This is a genomic window from Brevundimonas balnearis, from assembly GCF_042434805.1.
GTDB classification, from domain to species: Bacteria; Pseudomonadota; Alphaproteobacteria; order Caulobacterales; family Caulobacteraceae; genus Brevundimonas; species Brevundimonas balnearis.
On record NZ_JBHLSW010000002.1, the window covers coordinates 12811 to 37408 of the forward strand.

A 24598-nucleotide genomic window follows, 5' to 3' on the forward strand; every position below is an offset into this window, starting at 1 on the left:
AGGGTCGCGCGGTGCCGGAAGTCTGTGTTGATGGGTTCAATCTCTCGATCCCCAAGGGATCGGGCATCGCCACCTATGGGCGAAATCTGCTGAAGGCGTATGGCGACCTGGGCTGGACGCCGGGAGTCCTGCACGGCCCTGCGCACCTCGGCGGGGACGGCTTGTTGCGCAATATCTCCCTGTTGGACGCGCCCCAGGGCCAGAAACCGCTCCCCAAGCTCGAACGGTGGGCCCGCACCCTGAGATCTCCGTTGGGTCGCAGGGCTTCTCGGGTCGACGTCACCGGCGAAGTCATCCGACCGCCGGACGACGAGCTTCAACATCTTGCTCAGCGACATTGGGCCGCCGCTCGCATCTTCGAGCTTTCCCAGCGATCACAGAGAGCCTACGGCCGCTTCACGCCTCTGAAGTTCGACGGGGGTGGGCCGGACATCGCTCACTGGACCTGCCCCCTGCCGATATGGGCGCCCGGGCGGGTCAACCTCCTCACGCTCCATGACATCATCCCGATCCGGCTTCCGTACACGACCACGGATGACAAGCACCGGTATGTGGAGCTCTGCAGGGAGAGCGCGAAGCGGGCCGACCACATCCTGGCCGTTTCCGAGACCACCCGAAGGGATGCGATCAATCTCCTGGGCATAGAGCCGGGCCGGATCACGACCACCTATCAGTCGGTGTCCTTGCCCGACGACATCCTGGCCATGGACGATGAGGCGTTGGAGCGGGAGCTCGGCGGCGTCTTCGATCTTCGGCCCAGGTCCTATTTCCTGTTCTTCGGCGCGCTGGAACCCAAGAAGAACGTGCGGCGGCTCCTGGAAGCGTATCTCACGTCCGGGGTGCAGGCGCCCCTGGTCGTCGTCGGCGGTCGCGCGTGGCTCGACGGCGGCGAGGCCACCCTTCTGTCCGCCGCGGCCACGCCGATCGACCACGTCAGGCGCGGGCGTGTCATCCAGTATGATTTCCTTGGCAGAGGGCTGCTGCTCCGGCTGATCCGGGGCGCCCGGGCCACTCTGTTCCCCTCCCTCTACGAGGGGTTCGGTCTTCCGGCGCTGGAGTCGATGGCGCTCGGCACCCCGGTCATCGCCTCGACGGAGGGCTCCTTGCCCGAGGTCGTGGGAGACGCCGGCGTGCTCGTCGATCCTTACGCCGTCGAGGCCCTGCGCGAGGCGATCACGCGCATGGACGCCGACGAGGACCTGCGGTCGGACCTCGCGCTTCGAGGACCGGTGCGCGCGCGGATGTTCTCACCGGAGGCGCACCGTGAGCGCCTTAGGGATGTTCTGGATCGCGTGGGCGCATGACCGGGCGGGTGTTGTTCGACGTCACGCGACTCGTCGACCGGTTCAACCGTGGCACGCCCACGGGAATCGACCGGGTCTGTTCGGCGTACGTGCGATGGTTGCTCGAGACTCTGCCGGATCGGGTCGTTTGGGTCTGTCAGCGGAAGGAAGGGCTTTTCACCATAAGGCGTGAATGGCTTCAGCCGCGCCTGGAAGCCATGCAGCATCGATGGGCGGCGGCGGCCACGGACACCGAGGCTTTGGTCGAGGCTGACATTATTCGTGTACTGAGCGACCCTCCTGCTGAGCGGGCGGCGCTTCGTCTCGACCTCCAAAGCGACCTCGCCAAGCCGCATCGCTCCTTGGCGTTTCGTCTCGGGACCATGACGCCGGCCGCCGTCGCCAAGGGCGACGTATACATCAACGTCTCCCACACCGGCCTTGAGAAGCCCGCCATCTTCAAGAAGCTGCGACAGAAGGGGGCGCGGATCGTGGTGATGATCCACGATCTGATCCCCATCACGCACCCCGAGTTCTGCAGGGCGGGCGACCGTGAAAAGCACCAGCGACGGATCGAAACGGTGCGGCGCTACGCCGACTTGGTCATCACCAACTCAGCATCGACGTCCAGCGTATTGCAGGACCACTTCGGTCGTCCCGATCCTTCGCTCCCGCATCTGGTGACCGCGCGCCTCGGTGTGGACCTGTCGCCCGCGCGCCCCGATCCGCTGGTCGCCGATGCGCCCTACTTCGTGCATGTCGGGACGATCGAGGGACGCAAGAACCTCGCGTTCCTTCTGTCGCTCTGGCGGGCGATGGCGGAACAGACGACCTCGTGTCCGCCCCAGCTTTTCCTGATCGGCAGGATGGGCTGGGAGCATGAGACCGTTCAGGCCCAACTGTCCCGAGGGCCCGCCGCCGCCCGCCATGTCCACCATATCTCGGGTGCGCCGGATCGGACGATGATGCGACTGGTCGCCGGCGCGCGCGCGTTGGTGTCCCCCTCCTTCGCCGAGGGTTTCAATCTTCCCGCCGTGGAGGCTCTGGCTCTGGGCACGCCGGTGGTGGCCTCCGACGTCCCGGTGCACCGAGAGTTGTTGAAGGGCGCGACCCTGATCGATCCGCTCGACGGGCGTGCGTGGAAGGCGGCGCTGACGGAGCTGTCTCGTGGGGAGCGTCGGCGTCCCAGACCTGTGCGCCCGCCCCAATGGGCCGATCATTTCGCGGCGGTCGCTTCCCTGCTCTGAACCTGAGCCTGATCGCCCAAGAGCTTGATCGCCTCGAGTCGGACCAGGATCTGAGCCCGGTCGGCCTTTCGTCCAGCCGAGCCGATTTCGGTTCAGGCTCGCGCCGAGGCCGAAGGGTCGCCCGCCGGCCTTCAGTGCGCGGCGGCGAGTATGCCGCCCAGGCCGTCTTCGATCTGCCCGGCCGTGACCTGGCCGCGGATGCAGGCGTTCAGACCCGCCCGGATGCGGTCGAGGCCGCCGTCGATGTCGCTGAGCTGGATCACCGTATCCGCGGGACGCCGTGCCGAGGGCGTCGAACTGAGGCCGGACTGGAGCAGGGCGACCCGAGGCCCCGCCAACGCCGCCGTGTGGATCAGCGCCAGGCATTCGGCTCCGGTCTGGGCCGTCCGAAGGCGGAGCCGGCGCGCCTCGGGCGAGCCGCCCGGGAACATCTCCGTCGCCGTTTTCCAGATCGAAAGGAACGCCGGGTCGGAATCGATGCGGTGAAGCTCGACGTCCGGGCAGGCGACGTCGCTCAAGGTCCACAAATGTCGCTGGAAAGCGGGCCTGTTCGCCAGCAGGCGAACCGCGCTCCAGCCGAGGCGGGGCGTCACGGCAGCGGCGCAGCAGGTCGTTTCAGGGGGCAAGCTTCACTTCCGGACGGCTCAGGTGCTCGATCAGCAAGGACCATGCCCTGCCGGCTTCGAACTCGTCGACGCTGAACTGCATACAGGCGAGGTGCCGCAGCCAGGGGCCTCGGTCCGGTCGCGTCGGACATTCGATCCGCGCCAGGTCGGTCCCGGCGACGGGCGCCGCCGGAGACGCAGGATCGACGAAGGCTGGAACCCCGGCGATGGTCGCCTCGACGGCGATGGTCGATGTGTGACAGACGACCGCATGCGCGCGGCCCAGCGCACTGGCCAGCGGCTCGGCCGGATGGCCCGGGCGAGGCTTGCGCCGAATTTCGAGCGGCCGGTCGGTGTGCGTGCGAAGCAGGGCGAGGGTTCGAGCCAGCCAAGCGTCGGGCGTCGTGTCGTTCGCCGCCGCCGCGGCGGCGGTCGGTGGACAGACCAGCACCACCGAACCACCGGACCGCCATGGACGCGGGGTGATGTTCAGGTCGGCCAACCGGACGGCGTCGGCCTCGCGAACCGGGCCCGCATGAAAACCGTCGAGGCACATGCGGTACCGCCGGCCGTGCCCCCTGCCGAGGTAGGCATGGTCAAGATAGACGAACTGCGCGCCGTCGGCCTTCGCGGCCCTGATCCGTTCCAGGGCGCCGTCGAGCAATCCCCACAGGACGGGGGTGCGGCGCCGGTCGTCGGGTGGCGGCGACGTGATCGGAGCCACCTGCGCGCCATGGCCTCGCGCGAACGACCAGATCAGGTCGGCGCCGGGACCGCGTCCGGAGGAATAGGCGATGAACGACGCGGCCGGGATCGCCGCCGCGGGGGCGGGCCTCTCCCGGCGGGGCGGGGCGGGGGGCGCGCCGCGCTGCCGCCCCTGATCGCCGGCCGCCGCCCCGTCCCCGACCTCGACCACTTCGCGCGCGAAACGGGTCCAACTGAGATCGACCACTGCGCTGCGACTGTCGATCGGTTCCCGGGCGGCTTCGCGCAGAACGTCCGCCACCTGATCGGGGGCGTCGTCCGGATCGATGATGAACCCCGTCCGGCCGTGGGTGATCAGGTCGGGCGCGAAGCCGGTGTCCGTCGCCACGGGCGTCGCGTTGGCCATCATGGCCTCGACCAGCGGCACGGGTCCGCCTTCGAGCCGGGAGGTGGATAGGAAGGCGTGCCACCGCCGCATGCGGGATGGATACTTGCTGTACGGCGTCTCGAGATAAGTGAAGTTCGCCAGCCGTGAGAGGTCGTCGAAATCCGGCGAGGCGCGCCAGCCCCGGCCGAGAAGTTCGAACCGGAGATCGCGCGCCGCGCGGACGGTCTCCAGCAGGAGCCGCGAACCCTTGCGGGGGTAGTAGGCGGCGTTCACGCCCACGACCCGCCCCGCACGGGGCCGACCTCGAAAGAGCGCCGGGTCGGCCGCGCCCAGGATCACGCGCGTCTTTCGGACGTCGAGGCCTTGCGCCACCCAGAGATCCCGAAACCGGGAGCATGGGAACAGCACCGACTTGGCGGCGCCGAAAGCCAGCAGGAGTTCGGCGGTGCTGTAGGGATAGTCGCCCGGATGGGTGAACCAGATCACGCTGCGCCCGGCGACGTCGGCCCCGCGATGATCCCGCGCCGTCATGTAAAGGCTGTAGTGCGGAAAGAAGATCGTCTCCGCCGGGGGCGATTTGGCCAGATCGGCCCAGCGAAAAGCCCTCGGGCCGAGGACCTTCGCCACCTCGTTCACGATCCGGTCGAGGATCCAGCCGTCTCCCGTCGGTTGCTGGATCAGAGCCCACGCCCCGGTCCGCGCATGCGGCCGGTCGATTGCGGAAGCGACCTGATCGCCCAAGATGCCTACGTCCCCGCCCGCTGTTGGCGATTTGCTTTACGTGGGTTAAGCACTCGGTCGCTGGGGATCAATGGACGTTTGACGCGGATGGCTGACGCTCATAAAGAGCCGGCGGGGGCTAGCCCCGATCCGGACCATCCGGGCGCGGTGGTTTCAGGACCTTCGGCCCTCAAGGCGGCCGTTCTCGAGGAGCGCGTTCTTCGGCTCCAGGAGGAGCTGCAGCGTCACCTGGGTCGTGCGGAGGGCCTGGAGCGGGAGGCTCGCCGGCGCAGCGCCGAGTTGATCGCGGCCACCCGCGAGGTCGCGCTGGCCGCCGACCGTCAGGCGCGCGCGGAACGTCAGTCCAGCCAGGATCGGCAGAAGCTCAAGGAACTGGAACGGCGTTGCGCCGAGCTGGAGAAGCAGGCCGCCGCGGCCAAGGCCAAACCGGCCGCCGCCAAACCAGATGTCGTCAAGGCCAAACCGGCCGCCGCCAAACCAGATGTCGTCAAGCCCAAGCCTCTGACGCCCGATCCGGGGGCCCCGGCCGTCGCTCCGGTCGCCAGACCCGAGACGGGGCCGACGCCCGTGGCGAAGCAGTCGCCGGCGCCTGCGGTGACGCCGGTCCGCTCCGGGGCGACGCCCCCGGCGCCTCCTTCGGACTCGCTCAAGCGCCGGGCGGCCCGCTGGCTCCGCGGCCGGCCGGGAGGTCCGACGCCTCCGGATGACCGCACGCTGATCCTGCGCTCGGGCCTGTTCGACCCGGACTGGTATCTCCAGACCTACCGCGACGTCGCCGCCGCGGGCGTCGATGCGCTTGATCACTATCGATCCCACGGCTTCAGGGAGCGGCGTCGCCCCGGGCCGGGCTTCGATCCCGATTGGTACGCCAAGCAGGCGGGCGCGTTCGACGGCGATGCGCTTCTGCATTATCTCAAGATCGGCCGACGCTCCGGCCTGACGCCCTGCCCGCCCGTCGTCGAGCCGCCGGACGGTCTCGCGGAAGTTCTGGAAAGCAAGTTCTTCAACGCCCAGTGGTACTCGGCTCGCTGGGCGCCCGGCGCGACGCCCAGGGACGCCGCGATCCACTATCTCACGGTCGGCTGGCGGGAGGGCGCGGATCCGTCACCGGACTTCGGCACCGTTCAGTACCTGGACGTGCATCAGGACGTCCGCGAGGCGGGCGTCAATCCCCTCGTTCACTATGTCCGGCACGGGCGTGCGGAGCGACGCGAGCGGCCGGCGTCCCGCTTGCGTCAAGAGGCTCCGGCCGACGCCGCCAAGGCCGTGGAGGTCGATCGTCGCGATCCCCCGGTCTCCGAAGCCGCGACCGGCCCTCTTGTTCGATGGCGACGCGCAGAGTCCTTCTCGGAAGGCGAGCCCGGCGCCGTCGTCCTGTCGGGGGCGCTTTTCGGCCGCGTCGCGACCGAGGCCGACAGGACGTCGGCCGAACGTGTGCTGCACACCTTCGCGGCCCTGTCCGAAGGCGGCGACGCCGTCCGCCCCGATCCGGCGTTCAGCTGGCCCGACGGCTTCCAGGGACTGCAAGACGTCGCTTACGTCTCGGACGCGGACCTTCGCGTCTTCGTGCTCAGTCGCCCCGTCGCGACCGTCGTGCGCCTCTATCAGCGGCGCGAGGACACGTTCGGCCTGCTCGTCGAGCAGGTCATAGAGCCGGACGGATTCGGCGTGACCGAGGCCGCTCTGGCCGACGCCTATGCGCCCGTGCTCTGCACCGTGACGGACGCGGACGGCGTCCTGATGGAGCTGTTCATCCTGGCGTTTCCTTCGTTGGCGCGAGGCGGCGTTCACTATGCGGAATTGCGAGCGGCCGGCCACGGGGAGGGAAGCGACGCCGCGACCTACGGGGCGCGCCAGGCGCTCAGCCGTCTGAACGCGAGGCCATCCGACCGCTTGGGGCGGATTCTCGTCGATCTCGCCGACGGCGTGGGGGGCGAGCGCATCACGGATCCCGCCTTCGTTCGTTGGCTGAGGCGCCAACTCGGCGTGCGGCTCAGCACCCAGGGCGGACGGAACAATCCGGCCGCCGCCCTCCTGAGGACGTCGATCGAAGACCCGGTTGGCGCCGGCGCCGACGCTCCGGCCGCCGCGACCCTGATCATCCCTGCGACCGCAGTTCCGACGATCGACGCCCTCTGCACGCCCGTCGACGCGGCGCACGGCCCCTCCGGCGGGGGCTTCATCCTCGCCGACACCGCTCGGCACAAGCCGCTATGGGCGATCATGCCGCCGGAGAAGAGCGACGGGCTTGGCGATCTGCAGCCGGCGGTCGCCGATGTGGTAGATTTGACCCTCGCAGGCGCCGAACGATCCTCGAAACGTTCGCGCGTCTCAACGGAACAACGCCTGCTTGCGATCGTCTTCCGCGAGCAGGTCGACACGCTCGGCTCCAATCGCCTCGTGCGTGTCACGGCGGCGTCGACCCCGGCCCTGCGCGGAGGGCGCCGCCGGAGCGCGCCGACGTCGCCCTATCTGGCGGTCGTGGCCGCGACCCCGCAGACCGATCTGCATGCCGTCGTCGCCTCCCTGGCCAGTCAGACCGTGCGACCCGAGCGCGTTCTGGCCTGCGGACCGTCGGCCTCCGAACTCGCCGCCGCGCTTGGCGCCGCGAAGCTCACCGCCGAAGCGGTGAGCGCCCCGGTCCCGGACGCCGTCGCGGCCCTGGAGTCGACCGGCCCCTTCGCGTCGCTCCTCTTTCTGGATCATGCGACGGTGCTGCACGACCCGCGGACGGCTGAAACCCTCGGTCAGCTTCTCCAGGGCCGAAACATCGCGACGGCCGCCTGTCAGATCGTGGCCGACCTGGGGGAAGGGCGGGGCGACCGCTCCGCCTTTGTCAGCGGCGGCGTCTTTCCTTCGCGCGTGGACTTCCGGGATCGCCCTCATGTCCTGCTCGACGAGCCCGACCTGCGGGCGCTTCCGCCCATGACCTATCCCGCCACCGCGCAACGCTTCCGCGTCGCGATGGTCAAGCGATCGGCCCTGCAGGCCGTCGGCGGGTTGAACGCCGCGGCGGGGCGGGACTGGGATATCGATCTGTGCGTCCGGTTCGCCGCGGCCGGCTGGATGAACCTGTGCACATCGGCCCTGACCGCCGCTGTCGCCCTCGAGGACCTGCGGTCGGTCCGCGTGGAGCCCCGGCTCCCCGCCACGCTGACGCCGGCCGACTGGGGGCGCATCCTCGGCACGACGACGTTGCTGCGCAAGCTTCAATGAAGATCGCGATCGTCATCCATTCGGCGAAGCTTCGATCGACCGCGGGTGTCCGTATTCGTTACCTCAGGATAGGGCGAATACTCGCGGCGATGGGGCACCAGTTCGAGATCATCACGCTCGATCAGCTGTCTGACGTCGCGACGCCCGAAGCCGACTGCTACATCCTCAGCAAGTGCAACGACGTCAGAGGGGTCATCGCGGCGCGTTGGCTTTCGCATCGCGGGAAACATGTAGGGGTCGATTTCTTTGACGATTATTTCAGTCAGGCCGACGACGTCCGTTTCGCCCGTCTGAGATCATGGATCGCCCAGATCGGCGAGTACTCGGACTTCGCGCTTTGTTCGACCTCGCGCATGGCGGAGGTCATCGGGGGGTACTGGCCGGCGAAGCCGATCCACACCCTGAACGACCCGTTCGAAGAACTCGACGGGCCGGCGCTGCGGACGACCCTTGCGACGAAGCTCGACCACTTCAACCGAACAGGCGAGATCTCGCTGGCTTGGTTCGGGCAGGGGCGGAACCGGAACTTCCCCGTCGGTCTTCGCGACGTCGTCGCCTTCGGGCGGGGGCTCGGGTCTTTCGCCAGGGCGGGGCGGCCGGTCCTGCGCATCATGACCAGCCTCGACGCCTTCGGCGTGAATGAGTTGGAGGCGCTCGGCGGGCTGGGGATCCCTTACCGGCTCGAAGAGTGGTCCGAAGAGGCCGAAGCCGCCCTGTTGCGCGAGGCCCTGGCCGTCGTCCTGCCGGTGAACGCCCAGGCCTTCAGTCAGGCGAAGTCGCTCAATCGCGCCGTCACGGCGTTGACGGCCGGGTGCCAGGTGCTGTCGCTGGGCCACGATCTCTACGCGGCGTTCGGGCCCCTGATCTATCGGGACGCCGACGTCCTCGCGTCCGACCTGAGCCAAGGCGCGTTGCGGCTCCGGCCGGACACCGTCGTGGATCTGGTCGACCTCATGGGACGTCATGGCGATCCGGCGTTCGAGGCCGCGAGGCTGCGACAATTCCTGGCCGGAGTGATGGCCGCGCCCCGCCGCGTCCCCGTTTCCTCCGCGTGGGGAGCGCCGGTGATCATCAGCGGCCGGCGTCCCAGCCTCGACGCGCAGGCATTCGTCAAGAGCCTGGGCGGCCTGACCCTCGCGAGCCCGGTCACCGTGGGCGGCAAGGGGCATGACGTCGATCCGCGTCGGGACGACGGCGGGTCGGTTGACGGCCTGGCCCGTCTGACGCCTGAGGCCGCCGAGGCGCTTTCGCCGGAGTTCAAGCCGTTTCTCAGGAACAACGGGGTCGGTCAGAAGGCCTATCCCGTGGCCCTCGACGTCGACCCCGCCCTGACCCGGCCTGTGACGCCCGGCTTCGCGGCGGTCGCCGTGTATCAGGCCAAGATAGCCGCCACCGCCGCGCTCGCCCGTCGCCTGTTTCCGGGTTCTCCCGTCTTCGTGACCGACACGGACCCGTTCGTGCTCGCGTCTGGTCTGGCCGTCTATGAGGCGCCCCCCCCTCGCTACATGTTGGTCGCCAACGGCGTGACGCCCACGCTTCAGCTGTCGTTCCTGAAGCCGCTGGCCGCCGAAATCGCCTCGGGGGCCGTGTCGGTGGATGTGCTCACCGAGCTGGATATCGCCCCGCTCCTGCAGAAGGGCAGGCCCACGGACCGTTCCCTGGCGACGGTGACCGACCGCATCACCCGGTTCCGGCCCGACGTCCTCGTCTTCAGCCGCTACAGCGGCCCGCACGCCGCCGACATGCTCCGGCTGGCCCGAAGGCTCGGGTCCGCGACCGTCATGCACATGGACGATGACCTGCTGAACGTTCCGCCCGAGATCGGCGAGCGCAAGTTCAGGGCCCATAATCACCCGGACCGCACCGGCGCGGTGCGCACGCTCCTGGACGGGTGCGACCTGGTCTACTGCTCGACGGCCCCGCTCCGGCGCCGCTTCCAGGAACTCGGGGTGACCACCCCGATGATATCAGGCGCGATCTACTGCGCCGCCGAACCCCTGAGGGCGCCCAGCCCGACGGCCGAGAAGCGTTTCGGCTACATGGGTTTCGACCACGAGCACGATCTTCGGATGGTGCTGCCGGTGATCGTCAAGCTGCTGGAGACCCACCCCGACCTTCGCTTCGAGCTGTTCGGTTCGATCCCCAGGCCCGATGAACTGGCTGCCTTCGGAGAGCGGGTGTCGATGGTCGAACCGGTGAGGGATTACGCCAGCTTCCTCCAGGCGCTGGCGGATCGGCGATGGGACATCGGCATCTGTCCCCTCGCGCCGCTGCCCTTCAACCGGCTGAAGGCCAACACGAAATGGGTGGAGTATACGGCGGCCGGCGCGGCGGTGGTGGCATCGGCGGGCACGGTCTACGATGACTGCTGCGCCGACGGGGCCGGGGACCTCGCGACCTCGCTGGACGATTGGTTTGCGAGGCTGGACGCGCTGGTGCGCGACGACGATCTGCGTCTGGACCGGGTGGCCGCCGCCCAGGCGCGGTTGGTCGCCGACTACGGGCCTCGGGCTCTGAAGGCGCAGGTGCTCGACGTCTTCCAGATGGCGCGGGACCTCGCGGACTCGCGGGCCGCCGGCGGCGGACGGGCGTCAGTGGCGGCGGTCGCCTGATCATGCAGAAGAATATCTTCTTCCTCTTCAATTTGTTGCAGGATGTGGCCGTCCTGCGCCCCCTGGTCCGGCTGTCCGCGGAGGTGACGCGATCGCGCAAGCTGCTGATGGTCAGCTCGGCCTTCCTGAAGCGCGACAAGACCGGGGCCTGGCTGCGCGAGATCGACGATCTGGCCGAGAGCGTCAGAGGCGCGGTGCGGGAGTTCGACACTCCGTTCGAGATCGCGGCGCGGATGGCGGAGGGCGACGGCATCGTGTTCGCGGGCAGCGAGTCGGCTCTCAACGCGCACCGTGAAACCCATGCCGCCTTCAGGGCGGCGCCAGGCCGCTATCTGAAGGTGACCGTCCAGCACGGCTTTGAGTGCATCGGCTTCCTGCATAACGCGCGGCACGACACCGCGTTCGGCAGGACCGTCGCCTCCGCCGCCGACGTCCTGGCCGGCTGGTTTCCCGCCGAGCGCTGCACCTCCCTGGCCTCGGGCGAGGCCGGAAAGGTCATCTGCACCGGCCCGACCTCCCTGCTGCCCCAGGCCGCCGAGGCCTGGAAGGTCGACTACGACGTCGAGGGCCTGATCTGCGAGAACCTTCATTCGGTCCGCTTCGGGACCGGCGAGGCCTCTCGCGACGCCTTCATGGTGGCCTTCAACGGCTTCGCCTCGGCGCTGGACACCCAGGGTCTGAAGGTCGGCCTGCGTCCGCATCCCGCGAGCAAGCGCGTCTTCGACATGGCGGCCGCGCCGAACGCGGTGAAGATCGCCGATCCGATCTATCGCCTTCCGCTTGCTCGCTTCGCCTATGCCTTCTCGCCGCCCTCGTCGGTGGTCATCGACCTGATCGCGGCGGGCGTGCCCACGGCGGTTTGGCGGGACCCTCACGGCGACATGGACGTCGGCCACTATGCGGGGCTTCCGCTGGTCAGCCTGCCCGGCGACATGCTGGCGTTCAGGGAACGGGCGCTGGAGCAGCGCGCGGAGCTTCTGGCGGCGCAGGACGCGTTTCTGCGCCGAACGGGAATCCTGACCGACCCCGCGGAGATTCGGCGAAGGTTCGTCAGCCTGATCCGGCGTGGATTGAAGGAGGAGGCGCGCGAGGAGGTGGCGGTCAGGGCGCGATCCGCGCTCGTGGTCGCGGACAACATCACCGCGACACAGACGATCAGTTTCTCCGCGCCCTTCGCTCATGGGGGGGCGCTCGACGGCTGGTCGCTGCATCTTCGGCGGCATCACGTGGCCGACGACGCGGCGAGGATCGACCGAACCCTGGACGCGGCCGCTCCCGATGTCGTCATCCTGTCCCGGCTGACGGCGTCGACGGCGCCGCAATGGATCGACCAGGCCCGCGCCAGAGGGGCCGCCGTCATCGTCCACCTGGACGACGACCTGCTGTCGGTCCCGCCGGAGATCGCCAAGACCCGCGTCGTGGATTACTGCGATCCGAAGCGACTGGCCGCGCTTCGCGACGGCCTCGACCGGGCGGATCTCGTCTATGCGTCGACTCCGGCGCTCGCGGAACGACTGCGTGAATACGGCGGCGGGGCCAAGGTCGTCGCCGGGACCGTCTATCGCGCGCACGACGGCGCCCTGACCGGTCCGAAACGCACCGCGACGCCCACGTTCGGCTACATGGGCACCGGAAGCCATGCGGCGGACCTGGACATGATCGCACCCGCCATCGCGGCGGTGCTCGACCGTCATCCCGAATGGCGCTTCGAGATCATGGGTTCGCTCGCGCCGCCCGCCGCTTTGGACCGGTTCGGAGATCGCGTTCGCTCGCATCCGCCCACGGCAGACTACGACGCCTTCCTGGCGCGGCTTTCGGGACTCGGCTGGTGGGCGGGGCTCGCTCCTGTCCGGGATACGCCCTTCAACACGTGCAAGGCCGATACGAAGTGGGTCGAATACACGGTCAGCGGCATTCCGACCGTCGCGTCCAGATCCAAGGTGTACGCCGACGCCTGCGCCGACGGCGCCGGCCTCCTGGCCGGGGACACGGCCGAATGGAGCCAGGCCGTGGAACACCTGTTGTCCGACGCCGCCGAGGGGGAAGCGCTGATCACCCGGGCGCGCGCCAAGCTGGCCGACATCTACAGCATGGATCGTCTCGCCGGCCAGGTCGCCGATATCCTCCACCAAGCCATTGACGAGGCGAAGACCCGCGCATGACCCAGAATTTCAACGGAGAGCGCGTACTCGTCACGGGCGGGGCGGGCTTCATCGGCTCCCGCGTCATGAAGTCGGTGCTGCGGCAGGGCGCCGAGGCGATGGCCTTCGACAATCTGCTCGCGCAGGTACATGGCGAAGTCGAGCCGTCGGACTTCGACTTTCCGCTTGTCCGGGGTGACGTGCGCGACGCGGCTGCGCTGACGCGGGTCGTCGCCGACTTTCAGCCCACGATCGTCCTGCATCTCGCCGCCGAGACCGGCACCGGCCAGTCCGCCGACGAGCCGGTGCGCTATGCCGACGTCAACGTCGGGGGGACGGCGCGGCTGATCGAGGCGCTGCGGGCGTCGGCCTCGCCGGCGCGTCGCGTGGTCCTGGCGGGCACGCGCGCCGTCTATGGCGAGGGCGCCTACGAGGAGGACGGCCGGATCGTCACGCCGCCGCCGCGCGCCTCGACCGCCATGGCCGCGGGCGACTTCGCGGTGCGCGGCGCGAACGGAGCGGCGCTCCGGGCCATGCCGACGCCCGAGACGGCCGAGGTCCGGCCGGGGTCCGTCTATGGCTCGACCAAGCTGATGCAGGAGTATCTTCTCCAGCAGACGCCGGCGCCCTGGGACCACGTCATTCTCAGGTTCCAGAACGTCTACGGAGCCGGACAATCCCTGCGGAACCCCTACACGGGCGTCCTGTCGATCTTCTGCGAACAGTCGATGCGGGGGCTCGGTCTGAACGTCTATGAGGACGGTGAAATCCATCGCGACTTCGTTCATGTCGACGATGTGGTGCGCGCGGTCCTCGCCGCGGCCCTGACTCCGTCGGCGTCAGGGGAAGTCATCAACATCGGCGCGGGGCGGACCACCGCGATCCTCGACGCCGCGCGCGCGATATCCTCGGCGTTCGAGGTGTCTCAGGCGCCGCGTGTCACGGGTGCGTTCAGGGCCGGCGACATTCGCCACGCGGTCGCCGACGTCCGAAAGGCCGAGCGGCTGCTGGGCTGGACGGCCTCGGTCTCCTTCGAAGAGGGCTTGGCCGGGTTGATCGCCTGGTCGCGCGATCATCCACCGAGCTGACGTCGCTCGACGCCCTGCATCGGACGGCCCGGGTCGATCAACCGGCCGAGGACAGCAGCTCCTCTTCACAGATGACGCCCTTGGCCTGTTCCAGTTCGCGAGACATCGAGGTCGCGGCTCTCGAAGAAGTATGGTGCTTCAGGAACACCGACATGACGTGCTTGACGCCGTCCGGAGTCACGGAGCGAAGGTCGTCGGCGAAATAGGCGCCCCGGTTGTAGGAGCCGGTGATGATCTCGTAGGACGGAAAATACTCCACGTTCCGGGTGCGTTCGAAATGATCGGCGACGGCCCGAAGGATCGATTTGCTCGCGGTCGTCGAAACGAGCACGTGTCGGGGCTCATAGGTGGCGGCCAGAGGCACCGGCGAGACCGTGAACATGACCCTGGCCTGGGGATTGACCGAGTGCAGGATGTCCAGCGCGGCGGACAGGCTCTCGACGTTCTCTTCGAAGGTGAAGTTCCTGAAGCCGTACTTCTCGTCGTCCATCTCGCCCGCCGCGACGCCCGGCGCGACCGGAAAGACGCTGCCGTCGCGCTTGTCGACCCAGGCTTCGGTCAGGCCCAGCGTGAAGACGAAGACCTCGAGCTCCCGGATGAGCCGCCGCACGTGACCCAGATGGGTCGCGCGTTCGGCCGCGACGGCTTCGGGGCTGTCGTAGCCGTCCGGCTCCACCTGGGGGCGGAACGGATCCACCCAACGTCCATCGGGACGAAGCCACGCCGTCTCGACGGGCTTGCGGCGACCCTCGGCCTCCTCGAGGAGCTGTCGCAACTGTTCGGCCGTATAGATGTTCGCGTATCGCGCGGAGAACACCCCGTACTGGCGCTCGATGCGCTCGTCGCGGGGCAGGTGCGCGCCGTCCTCGGCGACGAAATAGGTGAAGCCGCTCTCCTGGAGCGCCTTGGCGATGTGCTGCGCGAAGCAGCTGCCCGCGGTTGCGATCTTCGTCTGCCTACGGAGCTTCGTGCGGGGCTTCTCGACCGGGTCGAGGTCGCGGGGCGGCACGCCTGCGACCACGCGGTTCCAGAAGCGATTGTTCGGCAACCCCTTGTAGGGTTGTCGCGCCCGGGAGGACGAGGCGGAGCGTTTCGCGGGCGCCGAGAAAAGGCCGCTCAGTCGCTCGTCGTCCAGACGTGCGGCGACGATTCCGGCGGGATCGAGCGACGCGTAACCCTCCAGGCTCAACGCCACGAAGGCCTCGAGATCCAGGGTTTCCAGCGGGCGACCGGCCTGCCGTCCCCCGGCCGAGGGCTTGAAGACATACTCGCCCGGCACGCCGATGGCGTCGCCGATCTCGGGATAGACCGGCCAGACGACGTTGCTCGCCAGCGTGTCCGGAATGAGGAACTCGGGGTGGCGGGTCCGCGGAGTCCACGACAGTCGGTCCGTAATCAGCCGCGCGAACGTCGCCGCGACGATCGTCTTGGGATGGTTGGGCGTGTGGAACGAGCAGCCGAACTTGCGCCAGGCCAGCACCTCCTCTTCCAGATCCCAGCCCAGCTCTTCGCTCTCGGCGATCAGCATCGACTCGGCCACGCCGAGGTTGTCGAGATACCCCAACGTGCGGAAGGTGTCCGCGTTGAACATCGCGACGATGTCGCCAGCCGACGCACCGGCCTTCATTCCGGCCAGAACAATCGCCGAGTTGCAGTTGCCGAGCGGCGACTTGACGAAGTCGGCGCCATGCTGCGCGTAGATGAAGTCGGGGTGGTAGCCGGTGAAGAACAGCGTCGGGAGCTCAAGCACCTCGCAGGACGCTCCGAGCTTCTGAACCGTTTCCGCCACTTTCCGGCGCATCGCGGTCTGGACCGCGACGACCCGCGACGACCCCACCAGGGTGTCGATATCGACGGCGCCCTCGCGGATGTCGCGAGAGAAGCCGGCCGCGATCCGGAGCCCCGGATGCATCGCCGCGAGGCAATCCGCGATGAGGCGTGACTGGCAGTTGCCGATCACCACCAGGTCGTTCTGCTCGGACGTCATCGCATACCGCTACTCGTTGCCTATGGCGACAGCATGGAGGGATGGTAGGGAGTGATCAAGGTGGGTGGCGGACTATCGCAATCGTCTCCGCCCCCTATCCTGTCGGCTCGATGTCGCGGTCCGAAAAAGCCCACTGTCTGTTCGGGAGATCCAGTTGAACCTCCATTTTCTCGCCGTGAAGGGCGTCAGGGACCTCGAACTGGACGAAGGGGTCTCTCCCGCCGGGCATCGGTCGCCGGAGGCGTCCTGGCGCGGCCTGACGTTGCCGGACGGCGCGGGGTTTCGGATCCGGGGGGCGACGCGCTTCAATCCGTTCCGGCACCGGGCGGAAGAGATCGGGTGGCGGATGCGTTCGGACACGCCGGGCGCGCGCCTCGAGGTTTCCTTCCTGAAGCAGGACGCCGTCGTCGGTCAGGTGAGCCTGGACGCGGCTGACGAGCTTCGACCGGTCCGACTGCCCTGGCCCCTCATGCCGGTCGCCGGGGACTTGGACCTGGCCGTGACGGCGAAGGGCGGAGACGTATTCGTCGGCGCGCACCGGACGCTCGATCGCTCGGAACTGCTCGCCCTCTGCACCGGGCGGGGCGTCGAGCTCGGACCGGGCCCCAAGCCTCAGGTCCTTCCGGGCCCGGGGGTCGACGTGCGCTATGTCGAGCAGATGGCCCCGGCGGACTGGGTCCGCCTGTACGGCGCCAACTACAAGCACGCGTTTCAGGACCATCTCCTTCCGCACTACGTCACCGGTGAGGCGCACGCCCTGCCGGCCGAGCTGCGCGACCTCGACTTCATCTTCTCGAGCCATGTGTTCGAGCATCTGGCGAACCCCCTGGGCCATCTGCGGCTGTGGCGGGACCGGCTGCGGCCCGGCGGGCGCATCGTCATGGTGGTGCCCGACCTCGACGGCTCGAAGGACTACGGCGCGCAGCCGACCCCCCTGGCGGAGCTGCTCCTTGAGGATGAACGCGGCGGGTTCGACGTGACCGAAGCCCACTACCGCCGCTATGGCGCGTTGCGCGGCGACGTGGGCTACGGCCTGCGCCTTCAGGCCGACGGCGCGTCGATCCACGTCCACTTCTACAACAATCGCAACATGGCCGACGTGATGCGCTGGGCCGTCGAAAACCTGGGCTTCAGCGCCTTCAGCCTGCAGCACACGCCCAATCACAAGGACTTCCATGTGATTCTCGAGGCTTGACGGCCGGCCGGCTGGCGACTGAACCGATCATTTGATAGAGAGTTGCATGTGAAGAGAGGTGGAGGTGATCAGATGGACGCGCCCCTGAAGGTGATCGTCGGATATGACTCCCGCGAAGACATCGCTTGGCAGGTTTGCCGGCATTCGCTGGAGCGTCACGCGAGCCGGCCGGTTCAGGTCATCCCCCTGCGGCAACCCGTTGTCCGCGAGCTCGGCCTGTATTCGAGGGGCCTCGACGCCACCGCCTCGACCGAGTTCTCTCTGACGCGTTTCCTCACGCCGTACCTCGCGGCGACAGAGGGGCCGTCGGTGTTCGTCGATTGCGACTTTCTGTTCACGCGCGACATCCACGAGCTGATCGACTCCCTCGCGCCCGGGAAGGCGATCCACGTCGTCAAGCACGTGTATGAACCCCATCATGCCGTGAAGATGGACGGGAAGGCGCAAACGACCTACCCGCGCAAGAACTGGTCGTCCTTCATGGTGTTCAACGGCGGCCACCCGGACGTCAGGAAACTGACGCCGGCCTACGTGAACTCGGCGACGCCCGCCCAGCTGCATCGCTTCGAGTGGATCGAGGACGACGCCGACATCGGCGAGCTGGATCGGGAGTGGAACTATCTTGTGGGCGAGTATCCGACGGCCGATCGGGCGCCGGCGGCGATCCACTACACCAACGGCGGCCCGTGGTTCGACGAATGGCGGGACTGCGACTACGGTGATCTCTGGACGGCCGAGCGCGCGCTTTACGAAGCCTCCAGAAGGGGCATCGCCGCGTAGTTTGGGGCCGGGCGCGCTGGCGCGTCATTGCGGCGAGCGCTATGAGCGTCGCGCTTGAGAGTTTGAAGGGCCGCATGATTCGAACCGTTGGTCTCAGCTTGGCGATCGCCGCCGTCGGCGCATGCTCGACGCTGCCGAGGGACGGCCCCACCAATCGCGCGATCGAGACGGCGGCGGCCGAGGCGAGCACCTTCGACATCGTCGAGCTGGACTACGCCGCCAGTGAAGTGATCCGCACCTCGCCGCCCGCCGCGTTCTCGAGCCTGGCGCTGATGTCGAGCGAGGCCCCCACGGACGTGATCGAGATCGGCGACACCCTGTCGGTCTCCATCTTCGAGCCTGGCGGCGCCGTGTTCGGAGGCGGGGCCGCCGGCGCGGCCGGCGCACCGGCCGTCGCGACCCAGGCGCTTCCTCCATTGATCGTGAACCGTGACGGCACCGTCACGATCGCATTCGCCGGGCCGGTCCGCGTGGCAGGAATGACGCCACAGCAAGCCGAGCAGCAGATTCGTCGCGCCCTGACCGGTCGGCTCGTCAGTCCTCAGGTGATCGTCGCCGCGCCGGAGTCGCCGTCCAACGGCGTCACGGTGCTGGGGTCGGTCGCGTCGCCGGGGCGGGTTCCGCTCAGCCCGAACGCGCCGCTCCTGCTCGACGTCATCGCGAACGCCGGCGGTGCGTCCGGCCCGGCCGAAAACATCACCGTCACCGTGACCCGCCGAGGTCGCTCGGCGTCGGCGCCGCTCATGGCGGTCTATGCGAACGACATCGAGAATATCCGCCTCGAACGCGGCGATCTGGTGAACCTCGTCTCCCAGCCCCGGCGGTTCAGCAGTTTCGGAGCGCTGGGCGCCATCACGCTGACGGAGATGCCGACGGGCGACGTCAGCTTGACGAGCGCGCTGAGCAGCCTCGGCGGGCTGAACGACGCCGCCGCCAACGCGCGGTCCGTCCTCGTTTTCCGATTTGAAAGGCCCGAGGTCGCCGCCCGCCTGGGGGTCTCGGCGCCGGGAACCCCGCGCGGCGTTCCCGTCGTCTACCGCCTGAACCTGGCCGATCCGGAAGGCTTCTTCACGGCGAACAACTTCCTGGTTCAGTCCGAGGACGTGATCTATGTGCCGCGCGCGGACTTCGCCGAGATGCGCAAATTCTTCGAGACGGTCCAGGCCCTGACACGCATCGTCTACGATGTGCGCGTGGCCAGCGCGCTGGGCGAGGACTAGGCGAGCGGGGTGTTCAGACAGCTCTTCGGCGGGTCTGGTCGCGGGCCGGGGGCTCCGCGAGCGGAGACCGCCCCGCTGACGTCAGAGGGGTCACCGCCGACGGCGGGCCCGGCCGAGGAGCCGGAACCGCTGAACGATGACCCTGAGGCCGTCGCGGTCGAGCCCCTGGCGGTCGTCGTGGACAAGATGCGCGCGGAAGCCCTCGACGTGCTCAGGCGGGCCGGTCTGCCGACGGACGAAGGAACCTACCGCAAGCACGACGGCGTGTGGACGCACCTGGCGCAGCGACTGTCTCCCGAGGAGAAGTGGGCGCTCCTGCTCGAGAACCCGCCGGAAGCGGGCTTCACCTACGGCCGTCTGTCGGACGTCGCGCGGGACTTGGCGCGCGGCCGTCGGCCGGTGCTGGCGGCCTCGGCCGTTCTCGAGCTCGCCGAGCGGCTCCAGGCGCAACTTGAAGACGGGTCCGGCGACTGGGATCCGCGCCGCGCGGAAGCTGCGGAATCGGGCATGCATCTGGTCTTCGCGGTGAACACGCTGGCGAGGGTGACCGGGCAGCGCCTTCTGCCGCTGGACCGGGTTGATGTGGAAGACCGCTTGTTTCTGAGCAGCGCGTCGGAACAGTATCGCTGGGCGTGGGGCAGGTGGCGGGCTGAAGCCGAGGCGATACGCAAGACGCGGCCCGACCTCGACCCCCGCGGCGTCGCCGTGCGGGTCAAGCGATCCCTGGGGTTGACGGAAACCATCCCCACCATCCTGCGCAGGATCGGTTCGGGCGGCTGACCGTCGTCAGATCGAAGCACGAGGTCGCCACGGCGACGACGAGGCGACCCTCTCAAGGTGCCGCTCCACCATGTCGATATTGACGGGTCTCAGGCTCTCGAGATGCGCGTCGGTTCTTGCGATGTGCGGATTCAGCGACGGGTCGTCCGAAACCGCTCCGTCCCAAAGTCGCCGGAAGGCCAGCAGCTCGCTCTGATCGAAGGCGGCTCTCGACAATGTGTGGTTCAGCCCACGCGTCTTCGACTCGTGATGGATGGCCTCCACCTCTCCGACATAGGCCACCAGCCCGCCCGCGGACCGGACGCGCAGACAGAAGTCGATGTCGCTGTAGCCGATCGCGAAGTCTCGCGTGTTGAATCCGCCCAGGTCGTGGAAGACCCGGCTGGTGGTCGCCAGGAAGGCGCCCGTGACCGCCGCCGCGCACCGGGTGCGCTTCCAGCGCCCGTCAGGCCCCGAGGCTTCCGCCGGGGCACGGAGGCCTTCGTGCAGGACCTCCGTGGCGCCGAAGCCGAGAAGCACGCCTGCGTGCTGCAGCGTGTGGTCGGGATATAGCAACCTCACGCCCGCGGCGCCGACCCCGGGTTTCGAGAGGACGTCCAGAATAAGCTCGTCCCAGCCGGGCGTGAGCATCTCCGTGTCGTCATTGGCGAAGATCAGGCGCCCGTCGTCGACGCCCTCCACGGCCAGGTTGTTGAGACGCCCCCAGTTGAAGGGCTCGTCGATGCGCTTCACCTCGACGCCCAGTTCGGCCAGCGCGCGAAGCTCATCGAGCGTGTCGCTGGACGTTGATCCGTTGTCGATGACGACGATGCTTAGGCGAGCGCGCTCGCGGGCTCGGCCGAGCAAGGCCTCCACCGCCGTTCGCGTCATGCGACCGTGATCTCGGGTCGGGATGATCACACGGATGCGGCCCCGCCCCTTCCCGACGCGGCCGTCGCCTCTTGCGGGCGGAGTGCGGACGGGTTCGTCGGGCCGGGCCTGGTCGGCCCCGATCGGGAGCCCGCGGACGGAGCTCAGCAGGAGCGGCACATTGACGGCGCGCCCGTCTTTCAAGGCGGCGAGCGCCACCCCTCGACGCGCTTCGCCGCCGTCCAGGCCCTGGACGAGCCGCGTGACCAGATCGGTCGCGGCCCCACCTCGGACCAGCAGCAGGTCCGGGGCGGTCGGCGAGGTCTCCATATCCAGCGGGTCCGCACAGGGCCAGAAGCGCGGGTCGAAGTGGGCGACCCGACCCTGCTGGTCGATCACCGAGCGATCCGCATCGGCATAGACCACCTCGACACCATCGCGCATGGCATGGACCAGCCAGCCGACCGCTCCCGCTTCCAGTACGACCCCGGCCCCCACGCAGAGCAGCGCATGCGCTTCCGAGGTCGCGGCGTTGAGGACGGGCGGAGCGAAGCTGAGACGCGGCGTCGATGCGGCGAGGGTCGCGACCGGGTGGGTGCGAAGGGCGTCGTCGGCGAACAGGTGGATGGCCAGCGGCTCGGGAACCTGTTCGCGGACGCTTTGCAGCGTCTCCTGAAGCGCATAGGGGGAAGCGCCGACCGCATCGATCAACACCTCCAGCGGAGGCCAGGGCCCTGAACGTGGCGGCTCCGGTGCGACAAGCCGGTGGCGATAGGCGTCATAATCGGAGCGCTGTCCGACCGGCCCTGAGTCGAGCTCGCTGAGGCGATCCTGCAGGTCTTTCAGCCGCGCGCCGAGGCGCCAGGTCTCGAAGGCGTGGCTCGGGTCCGCCCCGTCCTCCCTCAGCAGCGCGCCCGCTCCGACGGCGATGACGGCGGCGCGCACCGCCGGGTCGCCCGGCTTCAATCGCCAGGCCTCCTGAAGGGCGGCCACCGCCTGCTCGACCAGCCCGAGTCCGAGCAGGGCCCGGCCCAGCTGGAGCCATGCGTCGAATGTCGGCGTCTGAGCCAGGACGTGCCGATAGATCAGGGCCGCCTCTTCGAACCGGGCGGTCTCAAGCCACATGTTCCCGAGCTGCAGCTGGATGTCGGTTCGCTCCGGCTTGAGCCGACAGAAGACCGCGAAGTGCTCGGCCGCCTCCTGATGCCGGCCCGCGTCGCGCGCGGTGTTGCCGCGGGTCAGGGCCTCGCGGGCCCTCACATCCACGGCCCTGCGATACTGGGCTTCGGAGGGCAGCCGCGGTTTGCGCAGCTCCCGAAGGAATCGCCTGAGCCTCGCCGTCATCTGACGTGCCCCGTGGCCGGCCCTGGACCGGGCGCGGCGAGCACGGTGACCCTGGGCGGCGCCAGGAGGCCCGGCCATCCGTCGTCAGCCGGATTTCGGCTCCTCAAGGGGCTCAGGAACGGGTCGCCCGCCTCGATCTCGCGGCCCCATACGCGCCTGAAGCGTTCGGTGTCGGCGCGGTGAACCATGTCTCCGCCGCTTCGGCGGGTCAGCGACTCGTGGTGCATGAGAACGGCGTGCGGATCCGTCAGCACACGATGGCCGGCGCGGCGCAGGCGCAGGCACAGATCGGTGTCGTTGAAACCCACGGCGAAGGTCTCGTCAAATCCGCCGACCGCTTCGAACGCGTCGCGGCGAACCATCATGCAGGCCCCTGTAACGGCCGACACGTCACGGGTCGCGAGTAGGGCGCATCCGGGGCCCGGGTTTCTCTCGCCGTTCAGCTTGAAGCTCTCGAACTTGAACATGTGCTCGGCCAGGTCGCCGAGTCCGACGGCGACTCCGGCGTGCTGAACGCGCCCGTCCGGATAGGTCAGCATGGCCCCGACGGCCGCGACGCCGTCGCGGGCCACCAACGAGCGCAGGCGTTCCAGCCAACCCGGCTCCAGCGCTTCGACGTCGTTGTTCAGAAACAGCAGGTAGGGAGCCGGGTCTTGACAGCTCTTCACCGCCAGATTGTTCATCGCCGCGTAGTTGAACGGACCCATCCAATCGACGACCCGCGCGTTCGGACGGAGGCTGTCGAGTAGCTCGATCGTTTCCGGCTCTCGGGACATGTGGTTGATGATCACAAGATCGATCGCGTCCTCCGGACAGGTGCGGCGAAGCGAGTCCACACATGTCCTCAGGAGGTCCGCCCGGTCCCTCGTGGGGATGATCACCAGCACCCGGCCGCCGGGGTCGGGCCAGTCGATGCGAAAGGTGTTGAAGGCCTCGCCTCGCCGCGCGACTCCGCCCTCGCCACGTCTTGCAAGATGTCGATCGAGCGCCTGTCGCGTGGCGTCGCTGACGAGGGCCTGGGAGGCGTGGCCCAGGCTGCCGCGATGTGTCCGCCATCGATAGGCCGGGAATCCCACATGGGCCACATCACGCGCCCGTTCGAGCAGGCGCAGGTTGAGGTCGACGTCGGCCGAAGCGGGCGCCCGGGCGTCAAGTCCCCCGACGGCCCTGACCAGCTCCGCACGCGCCATCACGAGATGGACGAAGTAGGGGTGGCAAAGATAATGTTCATAGGAGAATCCGCCGCGCGCGGCGATCGCGCGGACAGAGCGGATATCGTCGCGTGTGAGCAATTCGTCCGTATACACCAGGTCCACCCGCCCCTGGGCGCCGCTCAGGGCGACCTCCAGGGCCTCCGGCTCCAGGGCGTCGTCATGGTCCAGAAAGGCGATCCACTCGCCGCGAGCGGCCGCGACGCCGGTGTTGAGCGCACCGGCGTTTCCCGGCTCCTGGGTATTGCGGAGACTCCGGATGCGGAGGTCGAGGCGCTCCGACCTGGCCAGGCTTTCCACGACCTCGCGCGAACCCGAGCGGTCGTCGACCAGCAAGAGCTCCCAGTCCCCGTAGCTCTGGGCGAGCACGGAGGCCACGAGCGTCTCGAGCCATTGCGGCTCGGGATCATGCACCGGCACGAGGATCGAGACCATCGGGTCCTCGCGCGTCCGCGCTCCGGCCGAGGGCTTGGCGCGAGACAGCCATGCGGAGACATCGGCCGGGGGCGCCGCGGCGACCGGCGAACCGATCAGCCGCCCGAGACGGGTCCGGATATCGACGGTCGAGGCCGCCTCGCCGAAGACATCGTCGAGGTCGATTTCGAAGCCCAGCGCCGAGAAACCGAGCGCTTCGAGATCGGGACGGGGCCGGTCCGCCGCCACCGTCATCGCGCGCCCGTTGGCTTCGATGAGCGTGATCTCGCAGGCGTTGGCGTCGACCCAGCCGTGGACGCGGCCGAACGACACCGCTTCGATGCGGCCGGCCGGGCCTGTCTCGGGCGGAAAGGCGTCTCTGATCGCCTCGGCGGCGCGTTCGACCAGCGGCGGCGAAAAGAGCTGCGCCGCGCAGGCGGCGTCGCCGCTTTCCCTGATCGCGTGCGCCAACCGCCCGGCCGCGACCGCCGGTCGCCCCCGGACCAGATCAAGGCGCGCCATCTCAAGGGCGAATTCGGCGCCGTCGCGGAACGCCCACGCCGCCTCCTCGTACGCCCGCTCAGCGGCTTCGAAGCGGCCCGCTTCCTTCAGCGCGTGGCCCATCTGGATACGCACGGCCCCGTCGCCGGGTCTCCGCCGGAGGTATCGGGCATAGGCCTCGGCGGCGATCCGCCAGTCCCCCCGGTCGCGCGCGGCATTGGCGACCCGTCGCAGGACTGACGGCTTGGGCCTCAGCCGTCGCCAAAACTCCAGAAAGACCGGAAGGCCCAT

Annotated in this window: 15 protein-coding genes; 10 read left to right on the plus strand and 5 right to left on the minus strand. The window is 68.8% G+C overall.

From position 1 onward, the window contains the following. Nucleotides 1-11: 11 nt before the first annotated feature. Together ACFFGE_RS00790 and ACFFGE_RS00795 are read left to right on the plus strand one after the other, a co-directional pair. On the plus strand, nucleotides 12-1304 hold the full coding sequence (locus ACFFGE_RS00790; RefSeq protein ID WP_376833346.1) for a glycosyltransferase family 4 protein: 1293 nt from the start codon (nucleotides 12-14) through the stop codon (nucleotides 1302-1304). Next, complete coding sequence (locus ACFFGE_RS00795) at nucleotides 1301-2530, plus strand: glycosyltransferase family 4 protein (protein WP_376833348.1); 1230 nt, start codon at nucleotides 1301-1303, stop codon at nucleotides 2528-2530. The genes ACFFGE_RS00790 and ACFFGE_RS00795 overlap by 4 nt, the downstream gene beginning before the upstream one ends. A 131-nt stretch (nucleotides 2531-2661) precedes the next feature. On the opposite strand, the gene ACFFGE_RS00800 is transcribed toward ACFFGE_RS00795, so the two are convergent. Together ACFFGE_RS00800 and ACFFGE_RS00805 are read right to left on the minus strand one after the other, a co-directional pair. Next, on the minus strand, nucleotides 2662-3048 hold the full coding sequence (locus ACFFGE_RS00800) for a hypothetical protein (RefSeq protein ID WP_376833350.1): 387 nt from the start codon (nucleotides 3046-3048) through the stop codon (nucleotides 2662-2664). A 97-nt stretch (nucleotides 3049-3145) separates the two neighbouring features. After that, on the minus strand, nucleotides 3146-4969 hold the full coding sequence (locus tag ACFFGE_RS00805; protein ID WP_376833351.1) for a glycosyltransferase: 1824 nt from the start codon (nucleotides 4967-4969) through the stop codon (nucleotides 3146-3148). 87 nt (nucleotides 4970-5056) lie between these two features. Between ACFFGE_RS00805 and ACFFGE_RS00810 the strand changes: the two genes are divergently transcribed. The 4 genes from ACFFGE_RS00810 to ACFFGE_RS00825 all read left to right on the plus strand — a co-directional run bounded on the left by ACFFGE_RS00810 (nucleotide 5057) and on the right by ACFFGE_RS00825 (nucleotide 14026). Continuing rightward, nucleotides 5057-8185, plus strand: coding sequence for a hypothetical protein (locus tag ACFFGE_RS00810; RefSeq protein ID WP_376833353.1), 3129 nt, complete (start codon nucleotides 5057-5059; stop codon nucleotides 8183-8185). An 89-nt stretch (nucleotides 8186-8274) separates the two neighbouring features. Continuing rightward, nucleotides 8275-10797: a glycosyltransferase family protein gene (locus ACFFGE_RS00815; RefSeq protein ID WP_376833355.1), complete on the plus strand. Its 2523-nt coding sequence runs from the start codon at nucleotides 8275-8277 to the stop codon at nucleotides 10795-10797. A gap of 2 nt (nucleotides 10798-10799) precedes the next feature. Beyond that, nucleotides 10800-12959, plus strand: coding sequence for a glycosyltransferase family protein (locus ACFFGE_RS00820; RefSeq protein ID WP_376833357.1), 2160 nt, complete (start codon nucleotides 10800-10802; stop codon nucleotides 12957-12959). After that, nucleotides 12956-14026 (plus strand): NAD-dependent epimerase/dehydratase family protein, encoded by a 1071-nt coding sequence (locus ACFFGE_RS00825; protein WP_376833359.1) that lies wholly within the window; start codon nucleotides 12956-12958, stop codon nucleotides 14024-14026. The genes ACFFGE_RS00820 and ACFFGE_RS00825 overlap by 4 nt, the downstream gene beginning before the upstream one ends. Nucleotides 14027-14063: 37 nt before the next feature. Here ACFFGE_RS00825 and ACFFGE_RS00830 read toward each other — a convergent pair whose 3' ends face one another. After that, nucleotides 14064-16013, minus strand: coding sequence for a GSCFA domain-containing protein (locus ACFFGE_RS00830; RefSeq protein ID WP_376833361.1), 1950 nt, complete (start codon nucleotides 16011-16013; stop codon nucleotides 14064-14066). 154 nt (nucleotides 16014-16167) lie between these two features. On the opposite strand from ACFFGE_RS00830, the gene ACFFGE_RS00835 reads away from it, so the two are divergent. The 4 genes from ACFFGE_RS00835 (at nucleotide 16168) to ACFFGE_RS00850 (ending at nucleotide 19988) form a co-directional block, all read left to right on the plus strand. Then, nucleotides 16168-17208: a methyltransferase domain-containing protein gene (locus ACFFGE_RS00835; RefSeq protein ID WP_376833363.1), complete on the plus strand. Its 1041-nt coding sequence runs from the start codon at nucleotides 16168-16170 to the stop codon at nucleotides 17206-17208. A 72-nt stretch (nucleotides 17209-17280) separates the two neighbouring features. Next, nucleotides 17281-17988 (plus strand): hypothetical protein, encoded by a 708-nt coding sequence (locus tag ACFFGE_RS00840; protein WP_376833365.1) that lies wholly within the window; start codon nucleotides 17281-17283, stop codon nucleotides 17986-17988. Nucleotides 17989-18062: 74 nt separating this feature from the next. Further along, complete coding sequence (locus ACFFGE_RS00845; RefSeq protein ID WP_376833367.1) at nucleotides 18063-19208, plus strand: polysaccharide biosynthesis/export family protein; 1146 nt, start codon at nucleotides 18063-18065, stop codon at nucleotides 19206-19208. A gap of 177 nt (nucleotides 19209-19385) precedes the next feature. After that, nucleotides 19386-19988 (plus strand): hypothetical protein, encoded by a 603-nt coding sequence (locus ACFFGE_RS00850; RefSeq protein ID WP_376833369.1) that lies wholly within the window; start codon nucleotides 19386-19388, stop codon nucleotides 19986-19988. Nucleotides 19989-19994: 6 nt separating this feature from the next. Here the strand turns inward: ACFFGE_RS00850 and ACFFGE_RS00855 are convergent, their stop codons facing one another. Both ACFFGE_RS00855 and ACFFGE_RS00860 read right to left on the minus strand, forming a co-directional pair. Next, entirely contained in the window at nucleotides 19995-22103 is a 2109-nt protein-coding gene (locus ACFFGE_RS00855) for a glycosyltransferase (protein WP_376833371.1), read from the minus strand. Nucleotides 22104-22177: 74 nt separating this feature from the next. Beyond that, nucleotides 22178-24442, minus strand: coding sequence for a glycosyltransferase family 2 protein (locus ACFFGE_RS00860; RefSeq protein ID WP_376833373.1), 2265 nt, complete (start codon nucleotides 24440-24442; stop codon nucleotides 22178-22180). Nucleotides 24443-24598 lie beyond the last annotated feature (156 nt).

Excerpts from the sequence above, each read along its gene's own strand:
- ACFFGE_RS00795 (WP_376833348.1), top strand. The coding sequence starts at position 1,301 with ATGACCGGGCGGGTGTTGTTCGACGTCACGCGACTCGTCGACCGGTTC.
- ACFFGE_RS00810 (WP_376833353.1), top strand. The coding sequence starts at position 5,057 with ATGGCTGACGCTCATAAAGAGCCGGCGGGGGCTAGCCCCGATCCGGAC.
- ACFFGE_RS00815 (WP_376833355.1), top strand. The coding sequence starts at position 8,275 with ATGGGGCACCAGTTCGAGATCATCACGCTCGATCAGCTGTCTGACGTC.
- ACFFGE_RS00820 (WP_376833357.1), top strand. The coding sequence starts at position 10,800 with ATGCAGAAGAATATCTTCTTCCTCTTCAATTTGTTGCAGGATGTGGCC.
- ACFFGE_RS00825 (WP_376833359.1), top strand. The coding sequence starts at position 12,956 with ATGACCCAGAATTTCAACGGAGAGCGCGTACTCGTCACGGGCGGGGCG.
- ACFFGE_RS00830 (WP_376833361.1), bottom strand. The coding sequence starts at position 16,013 with ATGACGTCCGAGCAGAACGACCTGGTGGTGATCGGCAACTGCCAGTCA.
- ACFFGE_RS00840 (WP_376833365.1), top strand. The coding sequence starts at position 17,281 with ATGGACGCGCCCCTGAAGGTGATCGTCGGATATGACTCCCGCGAAGAC.
- ACFFGE_RS00845 (WP_376833367.1), top strand. The coding sequence starts at position 18,063 with ATGATTCGAACCGTTGGTCTCAGCTTGGCGATCGCCGCCGTCGGCGCA.